This is a genomic window from Kitasatospora sp. GAS1066B, assembly GCF_041262605.1.
In the GTDB taxonomy this organism is placed as follows: domain Bacteria; phylum Actinomycetota; class Actinomycetes; order Streptomycetales; family Streptomycetaceae; genus Kitasatospora.
Genome location: NZ_JBGCCO010000029.1, coordinates 17,215 through 34,163, shown reverse-complemented (window position 1 = coordinate 34,163; position 16,949 = coordinate 17,215). Strand labels below are relative to the sequence as shown.

14 protein-coding genes are annotated in these 16,949 nt (G+C 69.8%); 6 read left to right on the top strand and 8 right to left on the bottom strand.

Annotated elements, in window-relative coordinates:
- The first annotated feature begins 69 nt into the window (after window positions 1-69).
- The gene (locus tag ABH937_RS28320) at window positions 70-1,029 is read left to right on the top strand and encodes a pirin family protein (protein ID WP_370219951.1); all 960 of its coding nucleotides are present in this window, start codon (window positions 70-72) and stop codon (window positions 1,027-1,029) included.
- A 420-nt stretch (window positions 1,030-1,449) separates the two neighbouring features.
- On the opposite strand, the gene ABH937_RS28315 is transcribed toward ABH937_RS28320, so the two are convergent.
- Window positions 1,450-1,821, bottom strand: coding sequence for a hypothetical protein (locus ABH937_RS28315; RefSeq protein WP_280694608.1), 372 nt, complete (start codon window positions 1,819-1,821; stop codon window positions 1,450-1,452).
- Window positions 1,822-2,569: 748 nt separating this feature from the next.
- Between ABH937_RS28315 and ABH937_RS28310 the strand changes: the two genes are divergently transcribed.
- Window positions 2,570-2,845, top strand: a complete 276-nt coding sequence (locus ABH937_RS28310) for a hypothetical protein (protein ID WP_370219950.1) — start codon at window positions 2,570-2,572, stop codon at window positions 2,843-2,845.
- 44 nt (window positions 2,846-2,889) lie between these two features.
- Here ABH937_RS28310 and ABH937_RS28305 read toward each other — a convergent pair whose 3' ends face one another.
- The 3 genes from ABH937_RS28305 to ABH937_RS28295 form a co-directional block, all read right to left on the bottom strand.
- On the bottom strand, window positions 2,890-3,561 hold the full coding sequence (locus tag ABH937_RS28305; protein WP_370219949.1) for a response regulator: 672 nt from the start codon (window positions 3,559-3,561) through the stop codon (window positions 2,890-2,892).
- A gap of 2 nt (window positions 3,562-3,563) precedes the next feature.
- On the bottom strand, window positions 3,564-4,781 hold the full coding sequence (locus ABH937_RS28300; protein WP_370219948.1) for a sensor histidine kinase: 1,218 nt from the start codon (window positions 4,779-4,781) through the stop codon (window positions 3,564-3,566).
- Between the two features lie 211 nt (window positions 4,782-4,992).
- Window positions 4,993-6,411: an NAD(P)/FAD-dependent oxidoreductase gene (locus ABH937_RS28295; protein ID WP_370219947.1), complete on the bottom strand. Its 1,419-nt coding sequence runs from the start codon at window positions 6,409-6,411 to the stop codon at window positions 4,993-4,995.
- Between the two features lie 463 nt (window positions 6,412-6,874).
- Here ABH937_RS28295 and ABH937_RS28290 point away from each other — a divergent pair, with 463 nt between their 5' ends.
- Window positions 6,875-7,522 carry a hypothetical protein gene (locus ABH937_RS28290; RefSeq protein ID WP_280694552.1) on the top strand — a complete coding sequence of 216 codons (648 nt, stop codon included), beginning with the start codon at window positions 6,875-6,877 and terminating at the stop codon, window positions 7,520-7,522.
- Window positions 7,523-7,546: 24 nt separating this feature from the next.
- Here the strand turns inward: ABH937_RS28290 and uppS are convergent, their stop codons facing one another.
- A complete protein-coding gene (gene uppS / locus ABH937_RS28285) occupies window positions 7,547-9,163 on the bottom strand; it encodes a polyprenyl diphosphate synthase (RefSeq protein ID WP_280694551.1) in 1,617 nt (538 codons plus the stop codon).
- A 401-nt stretch (window positions 9,164-9,564) separates the two neighbouring features.
- On the opposite strand from uppS, the gene ABH937_RS28280 reads away from it, so the two are divergent.
- From ABH937_RS28280 to ABH937_RS28270, 3 genes are read left to right on the top strand one after another with little or no spacing between them, the layout of a single operon-like run.
- Window positions 9,565-9,852 carry a hypothetical protein gene (locus ABH937_RS28280; RefSeq protein ID WP_370219946.1) on the top strand — a complete coding sequence of 96 codons (288 nt, stop codon included), beginning with the start codon at window positions 9,565-9,567 and terminating at the stop codon, window positions 9,850-9,852.
- Window positions 9,845-10,897 carry a polyprenyl synthetase family protein gene (locus ABH937_RS28275; RefSeq protein WP_280694549.1) on the top strand — a complete coding sequence of 351 codons (1,053 nt, stop codon included), beginning with the start codon at window positions 9,845-9,847 and terminating at the stop codon, window positions 10,895-10,897. Before ABH937_RS28280 ends, ABH937_RS28275 begins: the two co-directional genes overlap by 8 nt.
- Window positions 10,898-10,925: 28 nt before the next feature.
- A complete protein-coding gene (locus ABH937_RS28270; RefSeq protein ID WP_370219945.1) occupies window positions 10,926-12,095 on the top strand; it encodes an oxygenase MpaB family protein in 1,170 nt (389 codons plus the stop codon).
- Between the two features lie 78 nt (window positions 12,096-12,173).
- Here ABH937_RS28270 and ABH937_RS28265 read toward each other — a convergent pair whose 3' ends face one another.
- The 3 genes from ABH937_RS28265 to ABH937_RS28255 all read right to left on the bottom strand — a co-directional run bounded on the left by ABH937_RS28265 (window position 12,174) and on the right by ABH937_RS28255 (window position 16,551).
- The gene (locus ABH937_RS28265) at window positions 12,174-13,568 is read right to left on the bottom strand and encodes a glycosyltransferase family 2 protein (protein WP_280694547.1); all 1,395 of its coding nucleotides are present in this window, start codon (window positions 13,566-13,568) and stop codon (window positions 12,174-12,176) included.
- A gap of 221 nt (window positions 13,569-13,789) precedes the next feature.
- Window positions 13,790-14,806, bottom strand: a complete 1,017-nt coding sequence (locus tag ABH937_RS28260; protein ID WP_370219944.1) for a glycoside hydrolase family 26 protein — start codon at window positions 14,804-14,806, stop codon at window positions 13,790-13,792.
- A 62-nt stretch (window positions 14,807-14,868) separates the two neighbouring features.
- Window positions 14,869-16,551, bottom strand: a complete 1,683-nt coding sequence (locus ABH937_RS28255) for an alpha-amylase family glycosyl hydrolase (RefSeq protein WP_370219981.1) — start codon at window positions 16,549-16,551, stop codon at window positions 14,869-14,871.
- Between the last annotated feature and the right edge of the window lie 398 nt (window positions 16,552-16,949).

Genomic DNA, 16,949 nt, shown 5'->3' with positions numbered 1-16,949 from the left:
TCAGCTCACGGGTGGGCCACCGGCTCGCGCGTCGGCCCACCACGGGGGAGCTGCCGCTACGGTGGGCTGATGAGCAACCTTGATCGCAAGCCCGTCGCCACCCTGTGCGGTGGCGACGCGAGCACCGGCCCGGTTCGCGACCTGCTGACCGGCCGCAACGTGCGGCTCGGCGAGAGCACCGAGGTCCGCCGGCTGCTGCCCAACCTCGGGCGGCGGATGGTCGGCGCCTGGTGCTTCGTCGACCACTACGGCCCCGACGACATCGCCGACGAGCCCGGCATGCAGGTCCCGCCGCACCCGCACCTGGGCCTGCAGACCGTCAGCTGGCTGCACGAGGGCGAGGTGCTGCACCGCGACAGCCTGGGCAGCCTGCAGACCGTGCGACCACGCGAACTGGGCCTGATGACCGCCGGCCGCGCCATCTCGCACTCCGAGGAATCCCCGCGCCCGCACGCCCGCCTCCTGCACGGCGCCCAACTCTGGGTCGCCCTCCCCGACACCCACCGCCACACCACCCCCACCTTCGAACACCACGCCCAACTCCCCGAGATCACCGCGCCCGGCCTGCACGGCACCGTGATCCTCGGCTCGCTCGACGGCACCACCTCCCCAGGCACCACGTACACTCCGCTGGCCGGCGTCGACCTGACGCTGCGTCAGGGAAGTTCCACCAAGCTGCCCTTGGAGCCCCACTTCGAGTACGCCGCGCTGGCGATGACCGGCAGCGTCGACGTGGACGGGGTCGCCCTGGAACCCGGCGCGATCCTCTACCTCGGCTGCGGCCGTCGCGAACTGCCCATGCTGGCCCGCACCGACAGCTCGTTGCTGCTGCTGGGCGGGGAGCCGTTCGAGGAGGAGATCCTGATGTGGTGGAACTTCATCGGTCGGACCGAAGAGGACATCAGGCAGGCGCGCGAGGACTGGATGAACGGTGCGCGATTCGGCGAGGTGCACGGCTACGACGGTGACCGCCTGGCCGCTCCCGAGCTGCCCCAACTGCCCCTGAAGCCACGGGGAAGGATGCGCTGACCTGGGACTGTGTACCGGAGAAAGGTTGCGCGGAGTCGCTGCGGCTCGCGGTCCGGGGCGTCTGCGATCCACCGCTCCAGGAGGACGCTCGAACCTGCGAGTGGCGGCTCCGGTGGTCGGCCACGAGCCTCAGGTGTGGCCATCTGTGGCCGGGTTCAGTCAGACAAGCGTTCCGAGGCATCGGCCAGCCGTAGTGGGTGCCGTTGGTGCCGCATGCCGTCCTTGACAACCGCTGCATCGTCGCGATCTTCCACGAGCACCGCCCGCGCCTCGGCTACGACCTGTGCGACATCTTCGGGAGCAGGCCTGCAGGTTCGACGCATCCGCGTGCGCGTTGTTCCTGTGTACGGACAGGGCTGCGCCCCGCCGCGAACAGGGTGTCTGTCGGGCGGGGCGCAGCGGAGCCGGTGCTGGTGTTGGTCAGTTCGGGTAGATCGGGTTGGTGCCGTAGGTCCAGTTGCCGGCGGAGCTGGCGAAGACCTGCACCGGGTCGTTGCCCACGTTCATGGCAATCAGGTCACAGCGGCCGGGGCTGAGCATCGGAGTGGTGACCCTCACCGTGTTGCCGTTGGCGTCGTCCGTGAGCCACAGGTAGAAGTCGTTCGCGGAGCTCTGGCCGTTGCAGATTTCGCCGAGGGCCGAGCCGCTGTAGTTGCTGCCGCTGATACAGGTGCCGTGCTGGCAGTACTGGTCGGTGGCGGCGTTGGCGGTGCCGGTGGCGGCGGCGATGCCGCCGATGGCGAGCGCGGTGGCCGCGAGGCTCTGAGCGGCGCGCTTGGCGATGGTACGCATGAGGTAGTCCCCCGTCTTAGGCATGCGGGGGCGGCCCTGCTGCCTTCCCCCGACGGCAGCTAGGAGCGTAGTCGTGGGACGACGGCGCCGGGGGACCCTTTCTGGTCAGATTCCGGTGTGGCCAAGGGGGCAGGGCATGCCCCGAGAGGTGCTGACTGGCTTTGTTCACGAGAGCGCGTTCTCGTGAACAAAGCCAGTGAGCGCTGTGCATCGTGAAGTTGGCTGGTCACGGGGGCTGGCGTGACTGAGTTCCGGGGCGCTCGGGCTGGTGGCGGACGTCAGTCTGCCGGGTGGATCGTCGAGCAGGGAGGTTTTCGCGGGTTCTGGCCCGTCCTGGTCCGCGCGGCTCCTACGCTCCGGCGCATGGTGGACCCGAGGTGCTGGAACGGATCATCGCGCGGCGCGCGGGAAGCTGGAGCCGTTGCGGGCGAAGCTGGTCAAGCTCGCGGACCACGGCTGGCTGCACAAACGCCCGGACGGGAAGTTCGCCGCACGCCCGTGGCCGGGGCGGCGGAATTATGCCGTCGCAGCGTAACTAGAGTTCCCCCGGCGGAAGCTGAGTTTGGTGTGAAGAAAAACAACCCTCACGCCGAGGGCCCCGAAGGTCTTGTCTACACCGCCCGCCTGCCGCTGTCGAGTACCACCCTGAACCACCGTCTCCCTGGTCAAGGCCACGTTCTCCGACCAGGCCAGCGTCCGCGCCGGCCTGGTCGCCGACGGCTCGGTCGCCCTCTACGACACCGTGGGCGTGAAGGCCACCATCGAGCCGTACCTGCGCGCCGCGGTGGAGGGCACCGTCAGCGTCGACAGCAGCGGCGCCAAGCCGACGGTCGACGGCAAACTCGGCCTCTACGGCGGTCTGGACGTGAACGGAGCCGTGATGGCCCGCATCGCCAGCCTCGGCACCCCGCTCCTCGAGGCGGAGCTGCCCTTCCCGATCTACAACCACGAGCGGCCGATCGTCACCCGCGAGATCGGAAACCAAAAGCCCCGATTTGATCACTGCCAGCCTTCCGAGCGGTGATCAGTCGGCATCTGCAACTCGGCCGAATCGGGCGACAGCGGAGGTCATGGGCCGTCGGGGCGGGCCAGTCCCGTCTGGTAGGCGATGACCACGAGTTGGGCCCGGTCGCGGGCGCCGAGTTTGGTCATCGCACGGTTCACGTGGGTTTTGGCGGTGAGTGGTGTGACGTGGAGCCGTTCGGCGATCTCGTCGTTGGACAGGCCGGCTGCGACCAGGGTGACGACCTCGTGCTCGCGCGGGGTGAGGGTGGCCAGGTGCGGCGGCGTGTTCCGGCTGGGTGCGGCGGGTTGCGCCAGGAAGCGGTTGATCAGGACTCGGGTCGCGGTGGGTGAGAGCAAGGAGTCGCCCGCGGCGACCACTCTGATGGCGTCCAGTAGTTCGTCGGGGTTGATGCCTTTGCCGAGGAAGCCGCTGGCTCCGGCGCGTAGTGCCTCGGCGACGTGTTCGTCGTTCTCGAAGGTCGTCAGTACCAGGATCTTGACGCCGGCCAGGTTCTCGTCCTCGGTGATGAGCCTGGTGGCGGCGAGGCCGTCGAGGTCGGGCATCCGGATGTCCATCAGGACCAGGTCGGCGCGGTGACTGCGGGCCAGTTCGACGGCCTGGCGTCCCGTTGCGGCTTCGGCGACCACTTCCATGTCGGTGGCGGAGTCGATGAGTATGCGGAAGGTGCCGCGCAGCAGGGCTTGGTCGTCGGCGAGTAGGACACGGATGGTCACGGTCAGCCCTTTCGGCCGGCGCGGAGCGGCAGTTCGGCGTTGATACGGAAGCCCCCGGTCGGGCGCGGTCCGGCGGTGAGGGTGCCGCCTGCGGCTCTGGCCCGTTCGTGCATCCCGATCATTCCGTGTCCGGTGCCGGTGCCGGTGCCGTGGGCTTCGTCGGTGGTCGTGGTGGCGGGTCCGCTGCTGCTTCCCCGGGTGCCGGGGCCGTCGTCTTCGACGGCGATCCGCAGGGCGTCGGTGCGGTAGTCCAACTGGACCCGCGCCGGTACGAGGCCGACGTGCTTGCGGGTGTTGGTCAGGGCTTCCTGGATGATCCGGTACGCCGTCAGGTCGGTGATCGGCAGCAGCTCGTCCGGTTGCCCGGTGCGTTCGAGTGTGATGTCCAGGCCGGAGTGGCGGAAGGAGTCCAGCAGAGGCTCAAGATCGGCGAGGCCGGGCGCTGGTTCGCGAGGTGCAGCCGGGGCGTCGCTGTACCGGAGCAGTCCTACCGTGGCGCGCAGCTCGTCCAGTGCCGCCCGGCTGGTGTCCCGGATGCGTTCGAGGGCTTGGTAGGCGTGGTCGGGGTCGGTGCGCATCAGGTGGTGGGCGACGCCTGCCTGGGCGTTGACCAGGGTGATGTGGTGGGCGACGATGTCGTGCAACTCCCGGGCGATGCGCAGGCGTTCTTCGGTGACGCGGCGGCGGGCCTCGTCCTCTCTGGTGCGCTCGGCCCGTTCGGCTCGCTCCAGGGCGGAGGTGAGCAGTTTGCGGTGGCTGCGGACGGCGTCGCCACTGGCCACGGCCAGGCTCAACCCGGCGATCTGGGCCAGGTATTGCCAGACGTCTTCCAGGCTGGGACGGGAAATCAGCGACGCGCCGACGAGTGCCACCGTGGCGCACGCGGCGATGCGCCAGGCCGTACGTCGGTCGGTGCGCATCGCCACCGTGTGGAGCGCGACCGCGATGGGGGCGGCCGTCGGTCCGGCGAACGCGAGGACGAGGATCTGGGCGATGTTCACGGCCAGAGTCGCCGCGACCACCTGGATCGGCCAGCGCCTGCGGGCGACCAGCGGTACGCAGGCGACCGCCAGGCCGCTGAGGTACCAGGCGACCGAGGCGCGGTGGACGTAGGCGACGGCTACCGCCACGGGGGTGGACAAGACGAAGCAGCCGACCGCGACGACCAAGTCGCCCCTCCACGGCTGGGCCCGCAGCCACTGCGTGAGCCGGTTGATCATCTGCACTCCTCCACCGTACGCAGTCCGGCCGGACCGGCTGACGACGCCGATCCGGCCCCGCAGTGTTCGCGGGGTCGTCGGACGAGCCTGTGGATCGCCGTCGACGGATTCGACGCGCACGCGATTCGACACGCACGCGATTCGACACGTGCCGCCGCCGCGGCACCGTCAGATCCCCGATTCCAGCGCACAGGCCGTCCGGCGACGGTCGTCAGTTCGCTACCACGGCCTGGTCTTCGTGCGCCAGCAGCTCCTGCAGCCGTGTCCTCTCGGCCTGCAGGCCCTGGAAGAGGCCGGTCCGCTGTTCGTCAGGGAGCGAGCCGATCTCGTGTTTCGTCAGACGCGACGCATCGCACCAGGCGAGGAGATCGGGGTCCGCGGACCAGCGCAGGAGCAGGTCATCGGCGTGCACCATGCCGCGCAGCCAGTCCAGGGTGGTGCTGGGGTGGGGCGAGGCGACGCACAGCTCGTTCTTCTCGGTGTCGTCGCCGTATGCCGCCTCGACGTGGGCGGCGAGCGCGGCGCTGAACACCTGCTGGCACGGGACGATCGCCTGAAGTGTGATGCGGGAACCACTGAACATCGGCACCGCCGGCCGCGCCTCGAGGCCATCCGCGGTGCAGTCGATGTAGAGGGTTCCGGGACGGGCGGAGACGGTCGCCCCGTCGAGTTCCACGGTGTCGGCGCCGATCCGCTTGACCCTGCCGTGGCGGACGATGCCGGGTATCCGCCGGAGCTGTTCGAGTTCGGAGCGGGTGACGGTCGCGCAGCGGAACGCCGTCGGCGTGACGTCCGAGGACAGCCGCAGCAGGAGGCCACCGGCGTCCAGCCGCTGAAAGAGCTCCTCGACCGTGTGGGACCCGAGGACCGCTCCAACGCGGGCCTTGAGCAACTCGGCGTTGATCGCGGCGAACTCCGGTCCGGGCTGGATCTGCGCACGGTCGAGCAGCCATGCGTCGCGCGGCATGATCCAGGTGATGCCGGACGGGTCGACGTCATGCTGCAGCAGCCAGAGGCACGCGTCGATGCCGGTCTTTCCCGCTCCCACCACGGTGTAGTGCGACGACGGCTGATCCTGCGCCGGCAGTTGGTTGGGAGTGATCAGCCGGACTCCGGAATCCACCTCGTACTTCGGCGGGCACATCGCGGGAACCGTGACGTTCATGTAGGTGGCGTCCACGGTTCGCCGGCGCACGTGGATGTCGAACTCGCGGCCGGTGACGACGGAGTGACACCGCTGGACATCCGGTCGCGCCGGATCCGCGCCATCGTGACTGGACATGGGGAAGTACGAGACGCGACCGGTGGGCAGGAGGGTTTTGCGCATCACCTGGTCGAAATAGGTCAGGATCTCATCGGCCGACGCCAGCTCGTGCAGCCCCGCGTTCCAGCCGTGCCGGTCCACTTCGCCTGTTCCCAGTTCACGAGAATTGACGCCGTAGAACGACGAAGGCTGATGCAGGCGCACGAACGGGTAGGCGACCGTCCAGTGGCCACCGGGTCGACCGTAGCGATCGACGATGGCCACGGTCGCGTCCGTCTCGGTCACCAGAGTGTCGGCGAAGGCCATGCCCATGGCTCCGGCCCCGATGATCAGGTAGTCGACCTCTATGGTTTCCCGCTCCGACAACGTATTTCCTCTCTCGTGGTGGTGTGGAATTCGGGCTCGTGCACGCGCGGCAGGACAGCGGCCCCGTCTCGTCAGGACTCGCGCCCGAGGGCGGCTCGCACGGCTTCGCGGTGCGCTGCGGGGTCCACGGCTGCTCCAGGCTTCGACAGATGGTGCTCGTTTCGCCGCTCGCGGCACTGTCCACCGTGCCGTCTCGCCCCGAGGCTGTCGTCGTGCGCCTGCAGACTCTCGACCTACCGCGCGCGCAGTACGAGGTGTGCAGCGCCTACCGCAGGGGCAGACGCCGTCCGAATGCCTGAAGGGTTGCTGAAGTCCCATGCACGCGCTGATCTGGGCGTGCAGGCGTGGCCTGTCCCCCTTTCGGGTAATTCCCAGCGCATTCCGCGGCCCGGGTATCTCGGCGGCCGGATGATCCTCCTGGGGGTCGTGTCCTGCGGCCCGAGGAAGGATGGTGCGCACACCGATGAGCACGACGCGACGAGTGGTGCTGAGCGCGGCTTTGGCTGCGCCGTTGCTGGCCCAGTTCACGGGGACGGCGTCCGGCGCCACCGCGGACGGCAAGTGGGGCACGGTCTCCGACGGCTGGGTCGAGGTCCGCTGGACCGCGCAGGCCCAGGCGCAGCTGGACCGATTCGAGGCCGTGGTCGAGGCGGTGGCTCCGGCCCAGCTGGTCAGGGACTCCGGTGGTTCGGCGGTGCGGTTCCCCGTGCGGTCGGGCACGGGCGATGCCTCGCTGACGAACCTCCCCAAGGCCCAGGGGGACGGTGTCCTCGACGGCGGGGTCGCGGTGCGCACGTCGAGCGGCACCTTCCAACTGGTCAACTTGGAGAGTGTTCTGCAGGACGGGGTGGCGTCTGGGAAGTGTGTGGTCAACGGCGTCGACGTCGGGCACCACGCGGTGGTCCGTTGCGGTCTGGCCGAGGGTCTGCTGACCGCCGACACCGTGCCGGTGGGCCTGCCGCTGAAGGTTCAGCTCAGCGAGGTGCCGCTGCGCGCCACCCCGGAACTGTTGGAGGTGTACACGGCCACCTTCGGCACGCCCGCGTTCACCGCTGACACGGTGTTGGCGTACGTGACCGCTCAGGGCGTGTACACCCCGCCGAAGCCGTGAGGTGACGTCCGGCCGGCCCCGGGCTCAGGAGATCGGGGCCGACCGCACCGGGCGGGCAGGGGCGGGAAGATCGCCGCCGAAGCGGCGCCGGCGGCCGGCGTACGCCGTGACAGCCTCCTGCAACTGTGCCAGGCCGAAGTCGGGCCAGGGCGTCGGATCGAAGACCAGTTCGGCGTAGGCGAGGTGCCAGGGCAGGAAGTTGCTGATCCGCTGCTCGCCGGAGGTGCGGATCAGCAGATCGACGTCGGGTAGACCGGGTACGTACAGGTTCCGGGCCAGGTCGGCGGGGCCGATGTCCTCGGGCCGGATCGTCCCCGCGACCGCCTCGGCGGCCAGCGCGCGGGCGGCGGCGGCCAGTTCGTCCCGTCCACCGTAGTCGACGCACAGGGTCAGCGACAGCACGTCGTTGTTCGACGTCAGGCTCTCCACCAGCGCCAGGGCGGAGGCGAGCGAGGGCTCGATGCGGTCGCGTCGCCCGCACCAGCGCACCTGCACGCCGAGTTCGTGCAGCCACGTCGCGCCTTGGGCGATCCCGTCGGCCAGGGTGTCGAACAGGGCGGCCAGTTCCTCCTGGGAACGGTCCCAGTTCTCGGTGGAGAACGCGTAGATGCTCAGGTGCCGCACCCCCAGCCGCAGGGCGGCGTTGACCAGGCGCATCGCGGCCCGCTCGCCCGCGTGATGGCCCTGGGCGGTCGGCAGGCCCCGCAGCGCGGCCCACCGCCGATTGCCGTCCATGATCACCGCGACATGGCCCGGCACCGCAGCCACGTCCGGCCGGGCCGGGCGGCGGCGCGCCGCACCGGCCGCCGTCAGCGGCTCGACACCGTCGACGAAGACCCGAGCCTGCTGGAGCGTGACCTCGTCGAACTGCAACTGCGCCCCCAGCAGCAGGCCGTACAGGAACGGCTGGTACTCGGGACCCACCGTCGCCGTCACCGGCACCGCCTGCTCCAGCAGGCCGCGCCAGCGGCCGAGCTGGACTCCCACCAACTCCTCCAGCGCCTCCCGCCGCACGCCACGTTGCAGGTCGTCGACCTCCAGTCCCAGCCCGCGCATATCCTCGCGCGGCAGGTAGCAGCGGCCTGCGGCGAGGTCGACCGGCAGATCCTCGAAGATGTCCACCAGCTGGCACACCTCGCCCAGCACCGAGAACAGCGACGACACCTCCGGTCCCCTCGCGCCCAGCAGCGGAGTCCACAGCTCGGCAACCGCCCCCGAGGCTCCCCGCAGATAGCGTCGCTGGTCCGCGAACGTCTCGAACATCGGCGGGCGGACACAGTCGGCCCAGATGGCATCGAGGAACTCCTCGACCATCCCGCGGTCCAGATCCCACTGCCACACCGTGTCCACGAACGCCCGCCGCAACGGGTGCTCGCTGTGCCCGGAGCGGAGCTCTTCCAGGGTGTCGCGGCGCCAACGGGTGGTCCGCTTCTCGCGGTCGGCCTGTGCTCCCTCGTCGGCGAGGCGGTCGGTCCGTGCCATGAAGGCGTGTACGGCGTGGAAGTGGGGGCGGATCGCGGTGGGCACCAGCTCGGTCGCCGTCCACATCGGTGCCAGGAACTGCCTGGTCTCGGCCGCGCACAGCTCGTAGGACCCACGCAGTTCGGGTGAACCGTTGAACGCCGCCTGGTTCCTCAACACTTCTGGACCTCACCTTCGAGCGCGCTGCCGGGACGAGACCCGCAGCCCCTGCAGCGCGGCGGGCGTCGACACCTCCTCGCCAACTCACGACGGGGGTCTCTGCCATCACTAACGACCGGCCGGCCGGCTGGTGCCGATCTCGGTGACGGATCGATGGCAGAAGTAACAGCTGTCGCGCGTAGGCATATTGGCCCGTCCCCTGAGCGGGCGACCGCAACGTGGAACTCCTAGCACAAGGTAGGACCCCATTGGCGTGCTTTGTCCGCGAAGTAGCTGGTTCGAATGACTCCGGGGTGATCCCGTTCCGTGCCGGGGCAGGATCGCCGACACTTGCGGTGCAGTGCACCGCCGTTCGGCGGACAGTCGCCGCGTCGGTACCTCTGGGGAGGGTGGGGACAGTCGTGTCAGTGCAGGGGAGTGCGGGAGCGCGCGCCGACCGGAGCGCCGAGGCGCTCCAGCTCATCGCCGGTGTCGTCGACTTGGGGCTGGAGCAGGCGGAGGGGCTGTTGCGCCGGATGCGCGGTGTGCTGGGCCGGTCCGACCTGCACGAGGTGGCGGCGGACGGGCAGGAGGAGTTACGGGCACGCGGCGAGTTGCTTCTGGGCCGCCTCGCGTCCGCTTCCGAGTCGCACTTGGAGGCTGTGGCCCGGCGCGCGGCAACGGCCCGCAAGCCGTCGCCCGATGCCTGAGCAGCTGCAGGCCCCGGCGTTCAAGTCCCGGGTCGACCAGGCACTGCTCGCCTTCGTCCGGGAGGAGACTGGGCTGCTGGTCGCCGTCGATCCCGAACTGAAGCCGGTGGCTGAGCAGTTGCGTGCTGCGGTGGCCGAGGGTAAACGGCTGCGGGCGGCGTTCGCGTACTGGGGCTGGCGCGCGGCCGGCCAGCCGGACAGTGCGGCGATGGTGCGCGCCGCTTCGGCGATGGAGTTGGTGCATGCGGCGGCCGTGGTCCACGACGACCTGATCGACGACAGTCCGATCCGCCGCGGCGCGCCCACCGCGCACCTGGCCCTGCGCCGGGCCGTCGCAGATGGGCCCGAACGCGAGACCCAGGGACGTGCGTTGGCGATGCTGGTGGGTGATCTGCTGATGTCCTGGGCGGGGCAGCTGTTCGCCGGTTGCGGCCTGCCTGCCGCCTACCTCGCGCGGGCCCGCCCGCTGTGGGCCACCCTCGCCCGCGAGCTGATCGCCGGGGAGTGCCTGGAGATCCTGCGCACCCGAGCAACACCCAGCGCGGAGAGCTCACTTGAGATCATCCGCTACAAGACCGCGAAGTACACCGTCGAGCATCCGCTGCACCTGGGCGCCCTGCTCGGCGGCGCTCCGCCCGCCCTGCTCGCCGCCTTCACCGCCTACGGTGTGCCGCTGGGCGAGGCGTTCCAGCTCCGGGACGACCTGCTCGGCGTCTTCGGCGACCCGCGGCGCACCGGCAAGTCCAACTTGGACGACCTCGCCGGCGCCAAGCCCACGGCGCTGCTCGCCCACGCCCTCACCAGTGCGACACCCGCCGACCGCGCGCGACTCCAGGCCCTGGTGGGCCGTGACGACCTCGGTACCGCCCAACTCGACGAGTTGCGGGAGATCCTGGTCCGTTCCGGAGCCCGCACCCGCGTCGAGGAGATGATCGACGAGCGGGCCACCGCCGCCCGCACCGCGCTCACCCGGGCCGCGCTCCCGCCACAGGCCGCCGGCGCACTCGCCGATCTGGTCGCCGCCGCGGCCGAACGCACCTCCTGACCCACAGCACCGAACGAGGGGGCACCCCATGACCGTGACACCCGAAGCGATGGACGCCCTGCGCCTGACGGGCGACCCGCTCGCCGACGCCGTGGTGGACGCGCTCTTCGAGCGCGGCGACATCGGCAAGTTCAACACCCTGATGCGCTGGTTCGCCCAGAGTGGCCAGCCCTTGCCCGACGACGTCCCCGACGAGGCCCGCGACTACCTGCACACCACCGCCACGCCACCCGACTGGATCGACTGGGACCAGCTGGAGCGGGCCCGGCTCTTCTTCATCCGCAACAACGTGCACATCTCCACCGCGCTGTCCTTCGCCGCGATGCCCGCCTGCTACGTCGTCCCGCACGTCGCCCGCCTGCTCAGCGCCACCCACTCGCTCGACTATCCCTCCAAGCGGATGGCCGAGACCGGCCAGTTCACCGTCTACCTGATGCGCCCCGACGCCTTCGAGGCCGGCGGCCGGTTCCTGCCGGCCGCTCAGAAGGTCCGCCTCCTGCACGCCTCCATCCGCCACCACCTGCGCCGCGAGAACCACTGGGACGAAGCCGCCCTCGGCGTGCCGATCTGTCAGGAGGACATGATCGGCGGGCAGATGATGTTCTCCATCCAGGTGCTGGACGCGCTGCACCGGATGGGCATCCACATCTCCAACGAGGGGGCCGAGGCCTACTTCTACGCCTGGCGGGTCGTCGGCGCCATCCTCGGTGTCGACACTGCGGCCGCACCCGCCGACCTGGCGGAGGCACGCGACTTCTCCGACCTCTACATGGCCCGCCACATGGGCCCCTCCGATGAAGGCGCCACGCTCACCCGCCAACTCATCGACCTGTACGAGCAGGTCGTGCCCGGCACCCTGCTCGACCCGGTGGTCCCCGCCCTGATCCGCTACCTGATCGGCGACACCTGCGCAGACTGGCTCCAAGTCCCGCGCTCCACCTGGGACAAGGCCATCACCCTCGCCCCCACCCTGCTCGGCATCCTGGAACGCATCGAGGACTCCTCCCCCCTCGGAGCCTGGGCCCTGGACCGCCTCGGCGACCTCACCACCCGCTTCGAGCTCAGCTCCCTCACCCGCGGCCGGGTCATGCAGTACGCCATCCCCGAACACCTCCACGACGAACACGGCGTCACCTCCACCAAACACCGCACCGACCCCTGGATCCCGCCCCCGCTCTCCAACAGACTCCCCGCCTGACCACCGCCTGTGAGCGCGGAGTTCACGGTTCGCAACATCGGCCGCGCCGGCTGGAAGCCGCTCTGACCTGACGGATCGTCATTGGCGCCAGGGTGGAATTTCACCGTGCATCTGCTCGCCGCTGGGCAGGGAGAGGAGGAGGCCGAGGGGGTGGAGGCGGCTGAGGCGGACGGCGGCCGCGGCAACGCCGCACAGGACGAAGAGCGCGATCAGGGTCCAGGCGATCCCGAGTGCGATGCAGGCGAATGCCAGGCCCACGACGGAGCCGAGCAGGAGGGTGAAGCCCACCGCCGTGGTGATCGCCTCGCGCAGGCGGCGGCCGCGGCTGTGCGTTCGTTCCCAGGTGGCGCCCGTACCGGTCAGTATGTCGATGAGTGCCTTGGCGTAGATCAGGTTGAGGAACTGGTCGAAGAGGACTTCCGGCACGAGCGCGGCGGCCAGGAGCAGGGCCTTCCATCCGCCGCGTTTGGCGGCCCAGACGCGTTCGAAGGCGGCGACGGAGGTGATCGCGAGCCAGAACCACGGCCACCCGGGGAAGCCCTTGCTGACGGTGTAGTACAGCAGGACGGTGAGGAAGAAGGGGACGAAGGCCACGCTGAGGTACGTGAGCAGTTGCCGGCAGACGTAGGGCAGCGTGACCCGGGTGACGCCGTAGGCCTTGAGGTTGTCCAGGGCGCCGCGTTGCCAGCGCAGCCGCTGGTAGTACAGCCGGGACCAGGTGGGCATGAGTTCGGTGCCCACGATGCAGGCGCACGGTGATACGCACCGGTAGCCCAGGTGTTTGAGGGCGAGGGTCAGTTCGTTGTCCTCGGTCAGCGACTCCACGTCGTACACGTCCCGCCCTCGGGGCAGGGAGCCGTGGGCGCGGGCCTCGTGGACCTGGCGCAGGGCGTTCACCGGGTAGAGGGAGGCGGTGCCGGTCAGGACGTCGGCGCGGCCGTGGCGGCGGTGGAGTTCACGCGCGTAGCGCACGTACTCGTTGTTCTGCAGGTGGCAGACCAGACCGCGCAGGGGGTAGCCGAAGAAGATGGCGCCCACGCCGCCGATGGGCGCTTGGTCCGTTTCCTGGTGGCGCAGGCGCCGGCCGGCCTCGGCGATGAACTGGGGTGAGAGGGAGGTGTCGGAGTCCATGACCATGACGGCGTCGTCGTCGGACAGCTGCGGCAGCAGCCGGGCCAGGACCTGGTTGAGGGCGCCCGCCTTGTCCTGCGTGTTGCCGACCGTCTCGACGGCCTCGGCGCCGTGGGCGGCGCTGATTTCAGCCGTGAGGTCGGTGCAGCGGTCGGCGACCACGATGATCTCGTCCGGGGGCCTGGTCTGGGCCGCGAGCGACTCCAGGGTCTCGCCGATGAGCGCCTCTTCGTTGTGCGCGGGCACCAGCACCACGATCCGGCCAGGTCCCGCATGCCGCAGGTCGGAGATGTGGCCGGGCTTGGTGCGGCCCTCCCGGGTCAGGTTCCTGGGCCTGCGCACGAACGCGGGCCCCCGCGCCTCTCTGCGCGCCTGTCTCCGCATCGGTCCGAACAGGCCCACCAGCGACTCCTCAGCATTCCGCGGCGCCCAGGCGGTCAGGCCGAAGCCAGGAGGCGCACCCAGTGGATTGTCATGCCGTGCCGCGTCGGTCGTAGGGGCTGTTGCCCCGAACGGAGCATCATGTTCACCGTTGGGGGCTGCCGCGGATCTGTACCCCTGCCTCACGCGGAGGTGTAGAGCGGGGCTGCGATGCCGCTGCGAAAGGCGCTCAAGGCTGCGCGAGAGGACCAGACGCGCCAGTCGGTCTCCTTGTCGGCGTTGAACCACACCAGAGCGCTGATCCGGTCGTCGCCGTCGATGGCGGCGAACATGGCCGTGATCCAGGCGGCCTTGTCGCCGCCCAGCTCCGTGCAACCGACCTCCGTGAGCCAGAGCGGCTTCGGGGTGAAGGTACGGATGGTGGCGATGGTGGGATCGAAGACCTCGGTGAAGGTCTGCCAGGTGCTGCCGCTGCGGGAGGTGCCCCAGTTGTAGCCGTCGACGCCCACCAGGTCCACGTACCCGTCGCCCGGGTAGAGCGTGGACAGCGGCGTCGAGCCGGCGTACTGGTTGATCGGCGTCCACAGCCACTTCACGTTGGTTGCGCCGACCGTGGTGAAGATGGCGCGGATGTGTTTCCACGTCGCCACGTACTGCGCGGTGGTGTTCCCGTTGACTCCCGGATCCCACGGGTTCCAGTTCCCGTTCATCTCCGCGCCCCACCGCAGGTAGACGGTGGTGCCGAAGGCCTTCGCGGCGGTCGCCCACCGCGTGATGTAGGTGTCGAAGCTCCCGGCGAGGATGTTGGAGAGTGCGTAGGCGGGCTGGTTCGCGTCGCCGGTCCAGTCCCAGGACTCCCACGTGATGAGCGGCGTCTGGTCGCGCGAGCGGACGTAGGCGGCGTCGGAGGTGGGGAACGGTTGCCGTCCCTCCCACTGGACGTACCACTGCACCACGCTGGGCCGCCGACCCACGGCAGCGTCGTAGCGGTCCAACTGGTCGTGCCATCCGGCAGGATCCCCGAAGGGGTCGGGGACATAGGCCCCGCTGGTGACTTTGCGGACCGTGAAAGAAGTCTCCCCACGCGAGGCAGGTCCGAGATCGGTGCCGGTGGAGACCAGTGCCAGCAGCATCACCCACCAGATGACTGCCCGGATCGGCCGCGCTGCGAACGGTGGACGATTCACCGATTCGGACATCTGCCGCCAACCTCGTTCTTCGCAAGTCGAGTTCCATGTTCCCCAGGCGCGATCCGGGGATGTCATCGGGCCAGCCAGACGGCCGCATCGCCGGGCAGCAGCCCGTCCTGCAGGCGAACGCTGCTCAGCAGCACCTCCCGGTGGTCCGCCAGGGGAACCGCCTGCGGGCCGAAGTTGACGATGCATTGGAAACCGGAGGGACGTGTGAACGACAGCAGGTCGGGTACGGCCGTACGGTCCCAGACCAACGCCCCGTCGCCCAGGGCCGGATGGATCCGGCGGATGTGCAGGGCCCTGCGGTACAGCTCGAGCATCGACCGCTCGTCGCCGCGCTGTGACCGGACGGTGAGCTGCTTCCAGCGCGGCGGTTGTGGCAGCCATGGAAGTGCGCCGGCGCGTTCGGGGCTGAAGCCGAACGGCGGGGCGTCGCCGGACCAGGGCATCGGCAGGCGGGAGCCGTCGCGGCCGCGGTCGGTGCGCCCCGACCGCTCCCAGGTGGGGTCCTGCAGGGTCTCGTCGGGCAGGTCCTCGACCTCCCACAGACCCAGTTCCTCGCCTTGGTACAGGTAGACGGAGCCCGGAAGTGCCAGCATGAGCAGGGCGGCCGCCCGCGCGCGCCGCGTGCCCAGGGCCAGGTCGACCGGGCCGGGCGGGGAGTGGTTGGCGAGGGTGTGGACCGGACCGTCGGGCTGCGGCCTCCCGAAGCGGGTGAGGTGCCGCACGACATCGTGGTTGGAGAGCGCCCAGGTCGCCGGGGCACCTACGGCGCCCATCGCGGTCAGGGAGCTGCCGATCGCGGTTCGCAGGTGTGCCGCCCGCCACGGGGCCGTCAGATAGTCGAAGTTGAAGGCGGTGTGCAGTTCATCGGCCCGGACGTAGCGGGCCAGGCGCTCGGAGTTTCGGGCGCACGCCTCGGCGACGAACACGCGAGGCTCGGGGTAGGAGTCGGCCACCGCGCGCCAGCCGCGGAAGATCTCGTGGACACCGTCGCGATCCCAGTGGGGATGATCGGCATGGGCCGCCGACGCGACGAGTTCCATGTCCAGGGGACCCAGGTCGGGTAGACCCGGGGCCTTGACCATGGCGTGCGCAACGTCGATGCGGATCCCGTCGACGCCCAGATCGAACCAGAACCGCAGGATCGACTCGAATTCACGGCGGACCAGGCGACTGTCCCAGTTGAGGTCGGGTTGCTCGGGCGCGAACAGATGGAGATACCACGGGCCGGCCCTGCCGTCGGGTTCAACGATGCGAGTCCACGCGGAACCACCGAAGACGCTGCGCCAGTTGTTGGGCGGGGCGTCACCCCCCGGGCCGGTGCCCGGCCTGAAGATGTAGCGGTCGCGCCCGACGCAGTCCGGGCCGCCCGCCAGCGCTTCGCGGAACCACGGGTGATGGGAGGAGGTGTGGTTCGGCACGATGTCGATCAGGATTCGCAGGCCCAGAGCGTGGATCTCCTCGATCAACGCCCGGGCATCGGTCAGGGTGCCGAAGACCGGATCGATGGCCCGGTAGTCGGCGACGTCGTAGCCTCCGTCGACCATCGGCGAGGGGAACCACGGGTTGACCCACAGAGCGTCCACCCCCAGATCGACCAGGTGGTGCAGGCGTTGGTGGAGCCCGGCGAGGTCCCCGACGCCGTCACCGTTTCCATCGGCGAAACTGCGCAGGTAGACCTGGTAGCAGACCGCGTCACGCCACCAGTCGAGGGCCTGGGCAGACGATCGGTTCCCGGAAACGCCCAGGACCCGCCCTGGCGAGCGCTCGCGTCGTCGATCTGCTCTCACCGGCCCAGGATGCCCCGCAGATGACGGCCCGTAGCGCTGGCACGCCGGGATGACGCGCGAGGGGATGTGCCCGAGGGGGAGACGCAAGGCATCCGGCACCCCGGGGAACGGCCGGGCACCTCGAGCACTCCTTATGCCTGTCGTGGCGTCATGAACGAGAAGTCGACAGTGCCACCACGAACCAACCGCGCGAGGGAATCCCGAATCCCTTTACGGGGAATGACTTATCCATTACGCTGAGTAGGCGCAGTGAAATCGCACCCCGGCGTGGCACGTCGACGAACGTGCCCTCGCCTGTTCCTGGCCAGCCCGTACCGGATTACATGACCGAGGTACTGCTCTGACGCGGCCGGGCT